The organism is Streptomyces sp. W16, assembly GCF_033194735.1.
Classification (GTDB): Bacteria; Actinomycetota; Actinomycetes; order Streptomycetales; family Streptomycetaceae; genus Streptomyces.
Window position 1 is genome coordinate 1 of the sequence record NZ_JAWOAI010000277.1, and the last position, 12,955, is coordinate 12,955.

The 12,955-nt window shown below is 68.0% G+C and carries 13 protein-coding genes, 1 pseudogene and 1 riboswitch; of the genes and pseudogenes, 3 read left to right on the plus strand and 11 right to left on the minus strand.

Features of this window, described 5'->3' with window-relative positions; all coding sequences use genetic code 11:
- Nucleotides 1-675: pseudogene (locus R6V09_RS30915) on the minus strand (NYN domain-containing protein); the annotation flags it as partial.
- 38 nt (nucleotides 676-713) lie between these two features.
- Nucleotides 714-953, minus strand: coding sequence for a hypothetical protein (locus R6V09_RS30920; RefSeq protein WP_019067815.1), 240 nt, complete (start codon nucleotides 951-953; stop codon nucleotides 714-716).
- Between the two features lie 160 nt (nucleotides 954-1,113).
- On the opposite strand from R6V09_RS30920, the gene R6V09_RS30925 reads away from it, so the two are divergent.
- Complete coding sequence (locus R6V09_RS30925; RefSeq protein ID WP_317884755.1) at nucleotides 1,114-1,848, plus strand: rhomboid family intramembrane serine protease; 735 nt, start codon at nucleotides 1,114-1,116, stop codon at nucleotides 1,846-1,848.
- Nucleotides 1,845-2,126, plus strand: a complete 282-nt coding sequence (locus tag R6V09_RS30930; protein WP_019062383.1) for an Lrp/AsnC family transcriptional regulator — start codon at nucleotides 1,845-1,847, stop codon at nucleotides 2,124-2,126. The genes R6V09_RS30925 and R6V09_RS30930 overlap by 4 nt, the downstream gene beginning before the upstream one ends.
- Nucleotides 2,127-2,504: 378 nt before the next feature.
- Here R6V09_RS30930 and R6V09_RS30935 read toward each other — a convergent pair whose 3' ends face one another.
- The 6 genes from R6V09_RS30935 to ctaE all read right to left on the minus strand — a co-directional run bounded on the left by R6V09_RS30935 (nucleotide 2,505) and on the right by ctaE (nucleotide 9,647).
- Nucleotides 2,505-3,866 (minus strand): aminotransferase class V-fold PLP-dependent enzyme, encoded by a 1,362-nt coding sequence (locus R6V09_RS30935; protein WP_317884756.1) that lies wholly within the window; start codon nucleotides 3,864-3,866, stop codon nucleotides 2,505-2,507.
- 167 nt (nucleotides 3,867-4,033) lie between these two features.
- A riboswitch (SAM riboswitch) is annotated at nucleotides 4,034-4,150 on the minus strand.
- Nucleotides 4,151-4,226: 76 nt separating this feature from the next.
- Nucleotides 4,227-5,291: an anthranilate phosphoribosyltransferase gene (trpD, locus tag R6V09_RS30940; RefSeq protein WP_317884757.1), complete on the minus strand. Its 1,065-nt coding sequence runs from the start codon at nucleotides 5,289-5,291 to the stop codon at nucleotides 4,227-4,229.
- 135 nt (nucleotides 5,292-5,426) lie between these two features.
- Nucleotides 5,427-7,088: a cytochrome bc1 complex cytochrome b subunit gene (gene qcrB, locus R6V09_RS30945; protein WP_317884758.1), complete on the minus strand. Its 1,662-nt coding sequence runs from the start codon at nucleotides 7,086-7,088 to the stop codon at nucleotides 5,427-5,429.
- Nucleotides 7,085-8,140: a cytochrome bc1 complex Rieske iron-sulfur subunit gene (gene qcrA, locus R6V09_RS30950; protein ID WP_317884759.1), complete on the minus strand. Its 1,056-nt coding sequence runs from the start codon at nucleotides 8,138-8,140 to the stop codon at nucleotides 7,085-7,087. Before qcrA ends, qcrB begins: the two co-directional genes overlap by 4 nt.
- Nucleotides 8,137-8,946 carry a cytochrome bc1 complex diheme cytochrome c subunit gene (gene qcrC, locus R6V09_RS30955; protein ID WP_317884760.1) on the minus strand — a complete coding sequence of 270 codons (810 nt, stop codon included), beginning with the start codon at nucleotides 8,944-8,946 and terminating at the stop codon, nucleotides 8,137-8,139. The genes qcrA and qcrC overlap by 4 nt, the downstream gene beginning before the upstream one ends.
- 80 nt (nucleotides 8,947-9,026) lie before the next feature.
- The gene (gene ctaE / locus R6V09_RS30960; RefSeq protein WP_019067823.1) at nucleotides 9,027-9,647 is read right to left on the minus strand and encodes an aa3-type cytochrome oxidase subunit III; all 621 of its coding nucleotides are present in this window, start codon (nucleotides 9,645-9,647) and stop codon (nucleotides 9,027-9,029) included.
- Nucleotides 9,648-9,804: 157 nt separating this feature from the next.
- Between ctaE and R6V09_RS30965 the strand changes: the two genes are divergently transcribed.
- Nucleotides 9,805-10,206 carry a hypothetical protein gene (locus tag R6V09_RS30965; protein ID WP_317884761.1) on the plus strand — a complete coding sequence of 134 codons (402 nt, stop codon included), beginning with the start codon at nucleotides 9,805-9,807 and terminating at the stop codon, nucleotides 10,204-10,206.
- Nucleotides 10,207-10,322: 116 nt separating this feature from the next.
- Here the strand turns inward: R6V09_RS30965 and R6V09_RS30970 are convergent, their stop codons facing one another.
- From R6V09_RS30970 to R6V09_RS30980, 3 genes are all read right to left on the minus strand, one after another.
- A complete protein-coding gene (locus R6V09_RS30970; RefSeq protein ID WP_317884762.1) occupies nucleotides 10,323-11,588 on the minus strand; it encodes a L,D-transpeptidase in 1,266 nt (421 codons plus the stop codon).
- Nucleotides 11,589-11,718: 130 nt separating this feature from the next.
- Nucleotides 11,719-12,117 (minus strand): cytochrome c oxidase subunit 4, encoded by a 399-nt coding sequence (locus R6V09_RS30975; protein WP_317884763.1) that lies wholly within the window; start codon nucleotides 12,115-12,117, stop codon nucleotides 11,719-11,721.
- Nucleotides 12,114-12,955 (minus strand): cytochrome c oxidase subunit I (locus R6V09_RS30980; protein WP_317884764.1); only part of this gene is annotated, 842 nt, incomplete at its 5' end. The genes R6V09_RS30980 and R6V09_RS30975, both read right to left, overlap by 4 nt.

The window sequence follows — 12,955 nt, forward strand, 5'->3', positions numbered from 1 at the left end:
GCGAAGGTCGGCACCCGCGTCACCACCCTCGGCGCGCGCGGCGTCCGTCTCGGCGCGCAGCTTGCGCAGAGCGGCCTCGCCGCGCTTGATGTCGCTGTGGGCGGAACGCAGCTTGCGGTGAAGCGATTCCGCTTCCTTCTTCGCCGCGTCCAGCTCGGTGCGCAGCCGCTCGGTCTCGGTCCGGGTGGCGTCCCTCGCCTGCGCCAACTCCTCGCGCAGCCGCTCCAGTTCGGCCCGGCTCTCCTCGTCGACGCGCTCGGCGTCAGCGCGCAGCGCCTCCTCGCCGGCGGCGGTCACCAGCTTCACCCAGCCGGTGGGGCGCAGAACATAGGCCGCGGCCGCCACGTCGAGCGGATCCGCGGCCGGGGGCGGCGAGCCGGAGTCGAGCGCGCCGGTCAGCTCCGACTGGGCCTCTCTCAGCTTTTCCCCGATACGCTGCCGGAACAGCGGATCGGTCTCCAGCGCGGCGGCCATGGCGTTGCCGGCGAACTTGGCGCGCCGGTTGGGGGCGAAGCGGGCGTACTGTCGTAGCTGCGCGGGCAGTTCGGCGACGGTGAGGCCGCCGAAGCCGTCGGAAACGATCTGTACGACTCGTCTCCGCACGCCGTCGGGCAGCGGACGGTCGAGCACCTCGGCGGCGCCGTCGCCCGGCCCCCCGCCTGAGTTCTCCACCATCCCTCACACCCCTATACGTGTGCGGGGCCCGCTCCCTCTCAGGAGCCGGCGCCCGGCCTGTCCACGAGTTCCACCTGATCCACGGCGTTGCACCAGCGGCAGCGCACCGACTCGATGGTCTCACTGACCACCTCGCGCTCCTCCACCTTCGGCTCACCGGCCAGGTCCAGGTGGAGGTACTCCACGACCTTCGACGAACGCGTCACGTCGAAGCGCGTGAGGTTGCCGCAGAGCGTGCAGCGCCACCGCGTCGAGGCGGTCGGCAGGGGTACCGTCATCGTGGCTGTCCGCTTCCTTCTTGTTCCAGTTTCCGTGATCGCCGGTTTCCCGGCGAGTGTGGCTCGTAACCCTACGGCCTGGCGGGTACTCGCCGCTCGGCCGTCCACAGCGGCGAGGCACTCTGTCCGACTGCGTCCCGTTACGTCATGCTCTGTGTTCATGATCAGCAACTGGGGCCCAGCGGGCGTGCGGGCGATCCGGAACACCTCGGCACCGATGACATACGCCCTGATCGGCCTGTGCTGCCTGATCTTCGTCCTCGGCCCGGCCTCGGGTTTCGTCCCGTCCTACGGCACCGGGGACGCGCTGCTCGCCGCCCAGCGGGCGTACTTCCACCGCTGGGGAGTGGTACCGGCCGACCTGTTCGCGAGCCCCGCCCGAGAAGCCCTCACCCCCGTCACGGCCCTCTTCGTCCACGGCAGCTGGATCCATCTACTCGGCAACATGCTCTTCCTCTACGTCTTCGGAGCGATGACCGAGGAACGTCTTGGCCGGGTCGAGTTCACCCTCTTCTACCTGACCTGCGGCTATCTGGCACTGCTGGGCTACACGCTGGCCAACGCCGACTCCACGCAGTCCCTCGTCGGCGCGTCCGGGGCGATCTCGGCGGTCCTCGGGGCGTTCCTGTACCTGTTCCCCCGGGCCCGCGTGACGAGTCTCCTCCCCTTCCTCTTCTTCCTGCCGCTGCGCTTCCCCGCCTGGGTGGTCCTGCCGTTCTGGGCGGCCCTGCAGTGGCTGGCGGCGGGCCAGGCCGCCCAGGGACCGGGAGTGGCGTACCTCGCCCACCTGGTCGGCTTCACGCTGGGCTTCGGCTACGCGTGGGTGAGATTCGGTCGTACCACTAGAGTGAAGGCCGCCCCAGCAACGGTCCCCGAGGGAGAGAACCAGCCGTGATCACCGCGATCGTCCTCATCAAGACCAGCGTGGACCGGATTCCGGAGATCGCCGAGTCGATCGCCGCGCTCGAATCCGTGAGCGAGGTCTTCTCCGTCACCGGTACATATGACTTGATCGCGATGGTGCGGGTACGGCAGCACGAGGACCTGGCCGAGGTGATCCCCGGGCGGATCAGCAAGATCCCCGGGGTGGAGGGGACGGACACACACGTGGCGTTCCGGACGTACTCCCAGCACGACCTTGAGGCGGCCTTCGCGATCGGGCTGGACTCGTGATCGTCGCCTAATCGTCTGCGGGGCACAGAGCGTCTGCGGGTACTGGTTCGTTGTGGCTGGTCGCGCCCCGCAGCGGAGCCGCAAATTGTCGCAGCCCCGCGCCCTGAGGGCGATCAGTTCACCGCCGAGACACAGTTCCAGCTCCCCGTGCGCGTCCGCCGTGAGCGGGCCGAAGGTGACCTGCCAGCCCTTCTCGATCCGGTCGAGCCTCGCCGGTGCCTGAGCATCGGCCGTGTACCAGGCCCTGTCGCCCTGCTCGTTGGAGACCACGATCACGTCGCCGGTGGAGCGCCAGCGCGTCACGTCCGCCCAGTGACGGACCCGCGCAGCCGGCCCGAGGACGCGCCCCTCCTCGTACAGGTCCCCACCCCTGGATGGTCACACGGCCGGCACGCAACGGCCGTCCTCCGTACGGTAGTTCCACTTCGCACCGTCGGTCACGAGCTCCCGTACCGCGGTCACGAAGCGCTCGACGTGCTCGTCCGGGGTGCCCGCGCCGAAGCTGACGCGGATCGCGTTGAGGGACTTCTCGCCCGGGGCCGCCTCGGGGGCGCCGCACTCGCCCTGGGTCTGGGGGTCGCTGCCCAGGAGGGTGCGGACCAGGGGGTGGGCGCAGAAGAGGCCGTCGCGGACGCCGATGCCGTACTCGGCGGACAGCGCGGCGGCGAAGTGCGAGCTGTTCCAGCCGTCGACGACGAAGGAGATCACGCCCACGCGCGGGGCGTCGTCACCGAACAACGACAGGACGCGCACCTCCGGGACCTCGGCAAGGCCCGCCCGCACCTTCTCGATCAGGTGCTGCTCGCGCGCGACCAGCGTGTCGAAGCCCGCCTCGGTGAGCGCCTTGCAGGCCGACGCGATGGAGTAGGCACCGATGACGTTCGGGGAGCCCGCCTCGTGCCGGGCGGCGCTGTCGTGCCACTCGACGTCCACTCCCCCGTCCTCGCGCCGGGTGACCTTGCGGCTGGCGCCGCCGCCCGCGAGGTAGGGGTCGGCCGCCTGCAGCCAGTCGGCGCGGCCGGCGAGGACACCGGAGCCGAAGGGGGCGTAGAGCTTGTGGCCGGAGAAGGCGATCCAGTCGACGTCGAGGTCCTGGACGGACACCGGGTGGTGCGGGGCGAGTTGGGCGGCGTCCAGGACGATCCGGGCGCCGTGGGCGTGCGCGGCGGCGGCCAGTTCACGGACCGGCCACAGTTCGCCGGTGACGTTCGAGGCGCCGGTGACGCAGACCAGGGCCGGGCCCTGCGGGTCCCTGGCGGCGAGGGCCTGCTCCAGGGTCTCGACGGCCTGGGCCGGGGTGCGCGGGGCGTTGAGGTAGGTGACCCGGGCGTCCTTCCAGGGCAGCAGGGACGCGTGGTGCTCGGTCTCGAAGACGAAGACCTGGCAGTCGGCGGGCAGGGCGGCGGCGAGGAGGTTGAGGGAGTCCGTGGTCGAGCGGGTGAAGATCAGCTGGTCGTCGGCGCGGCAGTCGAGGAACTCGGAGACGGTCTTCCGCGCGTTCTCGAAGAGGTCCGTGGACAGCTGGGAGAGGTAGCCGGCGCCGCGGTGGACACTGCCGTAGTACGGGGCGTAGGCCGCCACGTCGTCCCAGACGCGCTGCAGGGCCGGGGCGCTGGCCGCGTAGTCGAGCGCCGCGTAGGTGACCTCGCCGCCCGTGACGAGCGGCACGGTGACATCCCGGCCGAGAACGGGCAGCTGGGCACAAATGGCCTGAGCGGCGACAGCGGTGGAGACAGACATGGCGAACTCCCGTGAGAGGCAAGGCGGATCCGCCGTACGAGCACGCAGGGCTCAAGCACGGAGGAGGGTGAAAAGGGGGTATGCGGAGGCGGGGCTCGACGCCCTATCGCATTCGCTTGCTCACAGAGGGCTCCCTCGATGACCAGGACCCCTGGTGTCTTTCGAGGGGCCCGCGCTTGCCGCAGACCTCGCTGCCTACGGCCTGGTCTTCACCCGGGGCACCCCGCCACGGACGGAGGGTTGCCGGACAGTCGGCCGGGGCCTCATGACTGTCACTCATGACCTGGTCGGAAAATTTACGTGAGGTGATCGTCGTCCCGCAACCCGTGTCCGGATCGCGGGACGACGACCGCCGTGCCGCTACGCGTTGGTGGCAGCCGCCCAGCGCTCCAGAGTCCGCTTGGCGGCGCCCGAGTCGATCGACTCCGCGGCCTTCTCCATCCCGGCCCTGATCCGGTCCGCCAACGGCCCGTCCCCCCGCTCCAGCGCCACCAGGGCAGCCGCCGAGTTCAGGAGTACGGCGTCCCGCACCGGGCCCGTCTCACCGTCCAGGAGACGGCGGGCGACACCCGCGTTGTACTCGGGGTCGGCGCCGCGCAGGGCCTCGACGGGGACCAGTTCGAGACCGACGTCCCGGGGGTCGAAGGTCTCCTCGGTGACCTTGCCGTCGCGGACGATCCACACCCGGGAGGTGGCCGTGGTCGTCAGCTCGTCGAGGCCGTCGTCACCGCGGAACACCAGCGCGGACGAGCCGCGTTCGGCCAGCACGCCCGCGATGAGCCCGGCCATACGGGTGTCGAAGCAGCCGACCGCCGACGAGGTGACCTTGGCCGGATTGGTGAGCGGGCCGAGGAGGTTGAACGCGGTCGGAATCCCCAGCGCCCCCCGGACCGCGCCGACGAAGCGCATCGAGGGGTGGAACTTGGCCGCGAAGCAGAAGGTGATCCCGGCCTCCGCCGCCACCCGCGCCACCTGCTCGGTCGGCAGGTTCAGATTGATGCCGAGCTTCTCCAGCACGTCGGAGGAACCGCTCGCCGAGGACGCGGCACGGTTGCCGTGCTTGACGACCTTCGCGCCGGTACCGGCGATCACGATCGCGGACATCGTCGAGATGTTGACCGTCTTGGCCCGGTCGCCGCCCGTACCGACGATGTCGACGGCGGGCCCCGGGATGTCCAGCGGCTTCGCGTGGGCGTACATCGTCTCGACGAGACCGGTGATCTCCTCGACCGTCTCACCCTTGGCCCGCAGCGCCACCAGGAAGCCCGCGATCTGCGCGTCCGCGGCCTCACCGCTCATGATGCGGTCCATCGCCCACGCCGTGTCGGCGGTGCTCAGGTCCTGTCCGGCGAGCAGGGAGCTGAGGAGATCGGGCCAGGAACGGCCCGCCGCGGTGGTGCCTCCAGCGGGGGTCACAGCGCTCATACGGCCGCTCCTGGGTGTCGTAGAAGAAGTGGTTCAAGAATGTGCCCCCACCCTATCCAGCGCGGGACACGGCGAAGGGCCCCGTCCGGTGTTCGGACGGGGCCCTTCGACTGTGGCGTGGCGACGCCTCAGCGATCAGTGGTGGCCGTGGCCGCTCGTGATCTCCTTGTACTCCTCGACGGTGGGCTTGGCGATCTGGGACTCCTCGCCGTAGTACGCCTCGCTCAGCTTGGCGCGCAGCTTCTCGGAGCCCTTGACCTTGCGCTCGACACCGTTCTCGTCGACCGTCGCGCCGATCGCGGCCGGCACGTACTGCTCGTGCGCGGTGAGCGTGTGCAGCGCGTCCTGGCTGAGCGGCTCGTGGATCTCGACGAACTCACCGTGCGGCAGGCGCTTGATGATGCCCGACTCGCGGCCGTGCAGCACCTTGTCCTTGTCGCGGCGCTGGAGGCCGAGGCAGACCCGCTTGGTGGCGATGAAGACCAGCACCGGCACCACGAAGAAGCCGACGCGCACGGCCCAGGTGATTGTGTTGATCGACAGGTGGAAGTGCGTGGCCCAGATGTCGTTGCCGCCACCGACCAGCAGCACGAAGTACCACGAGATCCACGCGGCACCGAAGGCCGTACGGGTCGGGACGTTGCGCGGGCGGTCCAGGATGTGGTGCTCGCTCTTGTCGCCGGTGACCCAGGACTCGATGAACGGGTAGACCGCGATCGCGACCAGGACCAGCGGGAAGATGATCAACGGGATGAACACGCCCAGGACGAGCGTGTGACCCCAGAAGTTGATCTCCCAGCCCGGCATGAAGCGGATCAGGCCCTCGGAGAAGCCCATGTACCAGTCGGGCTGGGCGCCCGTGGACACCATGTCCGGACGGTAAGGACCCATGGCCCAGATCGGGTTGATCGACGCGATCGCCGCGATGGCCGCGATGACACCGAAGACCAGGAAGAAGAAGCCTCCGGCCTTGGCCATGTAGACCGGCAGCAGCGGCATGCCGACGACGTTGTTGTTCGTCTTTCCGGGACCCGCGAACTGCGTGTGCTTGTGGTAGAAGACCAGGATCAGGTGGCCGACCACCAGGCCGAGCATGATGCCCGGCAGCAGCAGGATGTGGATCGAGTAGAACCGTGCGACGAAGTCGCCGCCCGGGAACTCGCCGCCGAAGAGGAAGAACGACAGGTACGTGCCGACGATCGGCACGGACAGGACCGCGCCCTCCATGAAGCGGACACCGGTGCCGGAGAGCAGGTCGTCCGGGAGCGAGTAACCGGTGAAGCCGGTGAACATGCCCAGAACGAACAGCAGGAAGCCGAACAGCCAGTTGACCTCACGCGGCTTGCGGAACGCACCCGTGAAGAACACGCGCATCATGTGCACGAACATGGCGGCGAGGAAGATCAGCGCCGCCCAGTGGTGGATCTGACGGATCAGCAGACCGCCGCGCACATCGAAGGAGATGTGCATCGTCGAGTTGAACGCCTCCGACATCAGCTGCCCCTGGAGCGGGACATAGCTGCCGTGGTACGTCACCTCGTTCATCGACGGGTGGAAGAACAGCGTCAGATACACACCCGTGAGGATGATGATGATGAAGCTGTAGAGGCAGACCTCGCCCAGCATGAACGACCAGTGGTCGGGGAAGATCTTGCGCATGTTGGACTTGGCCAGGGAGTAGATCCCGAGGCGTCCGTCGGCCCAGTCGGCGATCTTCTCGCCGGCCGGTGCCTTCTCGCGCGAACGCCCCGGCGCGCCAGCGCCTGATGAGCTCGTGGAGTTGGTCGTAGTGCTCATCCGCGCTCCCAGAATGCAGGACCGACGGGCTCCTCGAAGTCGCCGAGCGCCTGGAGGTAGCCCTCGTCGCTCACGCCGATGCGCAGCTGCGGCAGGGCGTGACCGGCCGGGCCGAAGATCACTCGGGCACCGTCGGAGAGGTCGAAGGTGGACTGGTGGCACGGGCACAGCACGTGGTGCGTCTGCTGCTCGTACAGGGAGATCGGGCACCCCACGTGGGTGCAGATCTTCGAGAAGGCCACGATGCCCTCGTGCGCCCACTCCAGCTCGCGCTTGTCCTTGATGTTGTCCGGCTGGAGCCGGACGATCATCAGCGCCGCCTTGGCGATCTCGGTCTGGAACTCCTCGTCGGTCTCCTCCAGGCCCTCGGGCTTGGCGAAGGTGAGCGAGCCGACGGCCACGTCCGAGGGACGCAGCGGCAGGTTCGTGTTCATGTTGACGAGCAGCTTGCCCTTGGACCAGATGGTGTGGCGGAGCTTGGTCCCGGGCAGCGGGCCCAGGTCGCGCAGCAGCATGACGCCGGAGAGCGGGAACAGGGCCAGGGCGCCGAACATCGTGTTGCGGATCAGCTTGCGACGGCCGAGCGCCGACTCCTTGGCACCGTCCTTGAAGTCGGCCATGACCTTGGCCTTGACCTCGGGGGGCGCCTCGATCGCGTGCCGCTCGTCGGCGATCTCCACGTCGGACATCAGGGTGCGGGCCCAGTGGACCGCGCCCGCGCCGATGGTGAAGAGCGCTCCGCCGAGGGTCAGACCCAGCGCGAAGTTGAGCGCGTTGATGTGACCGATCGGGAAGACGAAGATCGCCTTGTCGTGCGGGATCGCCACGTAGGAGGCGATGAAGCCGACCGTGAGGAGCATCGACAGCGTGAACAGGAAGGCGACGACACGCTCGGACCGCTTGGCGGCCCGCTCGTCGATGTCCTGCACCCGGTGCTCGTGCGGCGGCAGTCCCGGGTCGGCGAACGGGTCCTGCTCGTCCGCGACCGACACCGCGCCGTGCGCGTCCTGCTCAGCGGGCAGGTTCTCTTCTGGAATGTCTTGGCTACTCATGACTTCTTGGCCTTTGCGGTCCGAGCGGCGACCCAGACGGCTACCGCGATCAGCGCGCCCAGACCGAAGATCCAGGCGAAGAGACCCTCACTGACCGGACCGAGACCGCCCAGCTCAAGACCGCCGGGGCTCTCGGTGTTGTCGCCGTTGACCGCGTTGAGGTACGCGATGATGTCCTTCTTGTTCTTCGACGACAGTGTGGTGTCGGGGAAGGAAGGCATGTTCTGCGGGCCGGTCTGCATGGCCTCGTAGATGTGCTTCGGGGCAACGCCTTCGAGGCTCGGCGCGAACTTGCCGTGCGTCAGCGCGCCGCCCTTGCCGGTGAAGTTGTGGCACTGGGCGCAGTTGGTGCGGAACAGCTCGCCGCCCTTGGCGATGTCCGACCCCGCCGGCCCGTACTCGTTCTTCGTCGGGATGACCGGACCGGCGCCCAACGAGGCGATGTACGCCGCGAGCTGGTCGATCTCGGCCTGGGAGTAGATGACCTTCTTGGCCGGGATCTGAGCGCCCGGCTGCTGGGCAGGCATACGGCCGGTGCCCACCTGGAAGTCGACCGCCGCGGCGCCGACACCCACGAGGCTCGGCCCGTCGGAGGAGCCCTGACCGCCGGTGCCGTGGCAGCTGGCGCAACCGACGGCGAAGAGCTTCTTGCCCTCGTCGATGGAGAGGGACTGAGCGGACTCGTCGGCCTGCGCCTTGCTCGCGGGCGCGACCAGGCTGTACACCCCCCCGGATACCGCCAGCGCGAGGAGTAGTACGACGACCGCCGCCAGCGGATGGCGTCGTCGTGTGGAGAGCTTTTTCACGGATTACCCCGGTGTCAGGATCTTCTGCGTCGATGCTTCTGGAATGTGCGCTTCTTGGCTGCGCGCGGGATCGGGCCCGACTACTTGATCAAGTAGATCGTGGCGAAGAGGCCGATCCAGACGACATCGACGAAGTGCCAGTAGTAGGACACGACGATGGCCGCGGTCGCCTGTTCGTGGGTGAACCTCTTCGCCGCGTAGGTGCGGCCGAGGACGAACAGGAAGGCGATGAGGCCGCCCGTCACGTGCATGCCGTGGAAGCCGGTGGTCAGGTAGAACACCGAGCCGTACGGGTCGGAGGACAGCGACAGGCCGTCCTTCTTCACCAGCTCCGTGTACTCGAAGATCTGACCGCCGATGAAGATCGCACCCATCACGAACGTGATGATGAACCAGCCCCTGAGCTTCTTCACGTCCCCGCGCTCGGCCGCGAAGACGCCGAGCTGGCAGGTGAGGGAGGAGAGCACCAGGATCGTGGTGTTGGTCGCGGAGAACGGAAGGTTGAGATGGCTCGCCATCTCCTTCCAGTGATCCGGACCGGTCACCGATCGCAGGGTGAAGTACATCGCGAAGAGGGCCGCGAAGAACATCAGCTCGGAACTCAGCCAGATGATGGTTCCGACGCTGGTGAGGTTCGGCCGGTTGACCGACGGGTGCGCGTGCCCGGTTTCTACTGTCGTTGCTGTCGCCACGACCGACATTATGTCGGTCGCTTATCCCGCCCTCACTCCGGGGGGTGCCGTTCGGAGTGTTCGCAGCGTGTGTACTGCCCGTATGGCCCATCGCAGGGGTGTTCCAACAGGTGTTGACGGGGTGTTCAAAGGAGTAGCATCCGCGCAACGGACCTTGGGAGGAAGAATGCAGCCGACCGCCACGGTGCTGGTCTACAGCGATGACTCCAACACCCGCGAGCAAGTCCGGCTGGCGACGGGGCGCAGGCCAGCTCCGGACGCGCCGCTGGTCGAGTTCCTGGAGTGCGCGACGCAGGCGGCGGTCGTCAAGGAGCTGGACCGGGGTGGGATCGACGTCTGTGTCTTCGACGGTGAGTCCGCGCCGATGGGTGGCATGGGGTTGTGCCGGCAGGTGAAGGACGAGGTCTTCAACTGCCCGCCGGTGCTGGTCCTCATCGGACGGCCTCAGGATGCGTGGCTCGCCACGTGGAGTCGTGCGGAGGCCGCGGTGACGTTGCCTGTGGAGCCCGTTGAGTTCGCGGCTGCGCTGGCGTCTCTGTTGCGTGAGAAGCGGGCCCTGAGCGCCTAGTGGGGTGGGGCGCGGGGTCTCTGGCGACTGCGGGTCCGCTGTGGCTGGTCGCGCCCGCGCGGCGGAGCCGCAAATGTCACAGCCCCGCGCCCCTGGGTGGGTCACCTCTGGGTGGGTCACACTGACTCGGGACGGAGCCGTGCCGCGTCTTCCGGCCTGGGGCCATCCGGGGTTCCGCCCACCAGCGCGCTGCCGCCCCGCCACTTCTTCCAGGCCAGGTTCCAGTCGCCGAAGCCGTTGCCGAAGGGTTCCATGTCGTCGCCGTTGGAGTTGACGACCTTGACCACGTCGCCCTCGTGGATGTGGTCGAAGAACCACTCGGCGTTGCCGGTACTCATGCCGGTGCAGCCGTGGCTGACGTTCTCGGAGCCCTGGGAGCCCACGGACCAGGGGGCGGCGTGGACGTACTCGCCGCTCCAGGTGACGCGGGTGGCGTAGTACACGGGTAGGTCGTACGAGTCCGAGGAGCCCTCGGAGATGCCGACGGTGGTACCGCGCATCCGTACGAAGTACTCCTTGCCCAGTACGACCTTGACGCCGTTTCGGGTCTCGAAGCCGGGCTTGCCGGTGGTGACGGGGATCTCGTTGATCTCCTCGCCGTTCTTGTAGACCGTCATTTCGTGGGACGCGGCGTCCGTCACGGCGATGATCTTGTCGCCCGTGGTGAGCTTGAGCCCCTTGGATCTGCCGCCCCACAGGCGGTCGCTGATCTTCACGCCGTCCAGGTCGCTGTGCACCTGGATGGTGGCGTGGGCGGGCCAGTACTCCTTGGGGCGGTAGTGGAGCGTCTTGTTGTCCACCCAGTGCCAGGCGCCCTCCACAGCGGGCGTGGAGTCCACCCTGAGGGCACGTTCCACGACGGCCCGCTGCGCCTTGTCCTTGACGGGCTTGTTGAGTTCGGCGGTGACCGGCTGGCCGACACCGTAGGTGCCCGCGTCCGGACCGAACTTCACCGTCAGGCTCTTCTTGGTGGTCGGCTTGGTGGTGTCGAAGGTGAGGACCTTGCGGCCGGGGGCGCCGTCCTCGTCCTCCGTGCTCACCCGCACCGTGTAGTGGGCGTTGGCGGCCAGTGCGGAGGTGCTGCGCCAGCGGGTGCCGTCGGCGTTGAGTTCGCCCGTGACATAGCGCCCCGTGGCGTCCGTGGCCGTGACGTCCGTGATCCGCCCGTCGTCACCTGAGGCGGTGACCTCCAGGGGCTTGTCGGGGTCGGCCTTCTTGCCCTTGCCGGACGGGCCGTTGAAGGAGATCTGCCCCGCCGCGTCGTACGGCTTGTCCGACAGCGGGTTGCCGCCGCCGGACCCGCAGGCGGTGACGCCCGCGCCGAGGGAGATCACCAGCAGGGTGCAGCTGACGACGGTGCGGATGCGCGGAGAGTGGTTCATGAGCCGAGGTTATGAAGGTTCGTCAGCCCCGGCGCGGTGGGTCACTCGGACGAGGGACCGGCACTGCGGCAAAAGCACGAGCCCGGACCCTCCTGACGGAGTGTCCGGGCTCTTGTGCGTTCGGCGTGTGCTACTGCGTGCGGTTCTCACCGCGGTAGTACTCGAAGACCCAGCCGAACAGGCCGAGCATGATGAACGGAATCGAGAAGTACAACAGCCACCAGCCGATGGCCACACCGAGGAAGGCCAGCGCGCCACCGATACCGAGGGCGAGCGGCTGCCAGCTGTGCGGGCTGAAGAAGCCCACCTCGCCGGCCTCGTCCGCGACGTCGGCCTCCTTGTTGTCCTGCGCCAGCGTGTCGACCCGCCGGGCCGTGAAGCCCAGGTAGAAGCCGATCATGACGCAGAGGCCGAAGGCCATGAAGAGGGCCGTGGTACCGGCCGCCTCCTTGGACCAGAGGCCGTACACGACCGCCATGGCGAGCACGAAGACGCTCAGCCACATGAACATCCAGCCCTGGACCTTCACTTGCCCGCCTCCTTGCCGCCGGCGAGGGCCTTGTCAGCGTGGTGCGCGTTCTCGAGCTGGTCGAGAGCGGCGATCTCCGGGTGGTGCAGGTCGAACGCCGGGGATTCGCTGCGGATCCGGGGCAGGGTGAGGAAGTTGTGCCGCGGCGGCGGGCAGGACGTCGCCCATTCGAGCGAACGGCCGTAGCCCCACGGGTCGTCGACCTCGACCTTCTTGCCGTACTTGGCCGTCTTCCACACGTTGTAGAGGAACGGCAGGATCGACAGGCCGAGCAGGAAGGAGCTGATCGTCGAGATCGTGTTCAGGGCGGTGAAGCCGTCGGCCGCGAGGTAGTCCGCGTAACGACGGGGCATGCCCTCGGCACCCAGCCAGTGCTGGACCAGGAAGGTGCCGTGGAAGCCGATGAACAGCGTCCAGAAGGTGATCTTGCCGAGGCGCTCGTCGAGCATCTTGCCGGTCATCTTCGGCCACCAGAAGTGGAAGCCGGAGAACATCGCGAACACGACCGTGCCGAAGACCACGTAGTGGAAGTGCGCCACCACGAAGTACGAGTCCGAGACGTGGAAGTCCATCGGCGGCGAGGCCAGGATGACGCCGGTCAGGCCGCCGAAGGTGAAGGTGATCAGGAAGCCCGTCGCCCAGAGCATCGGGGTCTCGAAGGACAGGGACCCCTTCCACATGGTTCCGATCCAGTTGAAGAACTTCACGCCTGTTGGCACGGCGATGAGGAACGTCATGAAGGAGAAGAACGGCAGCAACACTCCGCCGGTGACGTACATGTGGTGGGCCCACACGGTCACGGAGAGGCCGGCGATGGAGATCGTGGCCGCGACCAGTC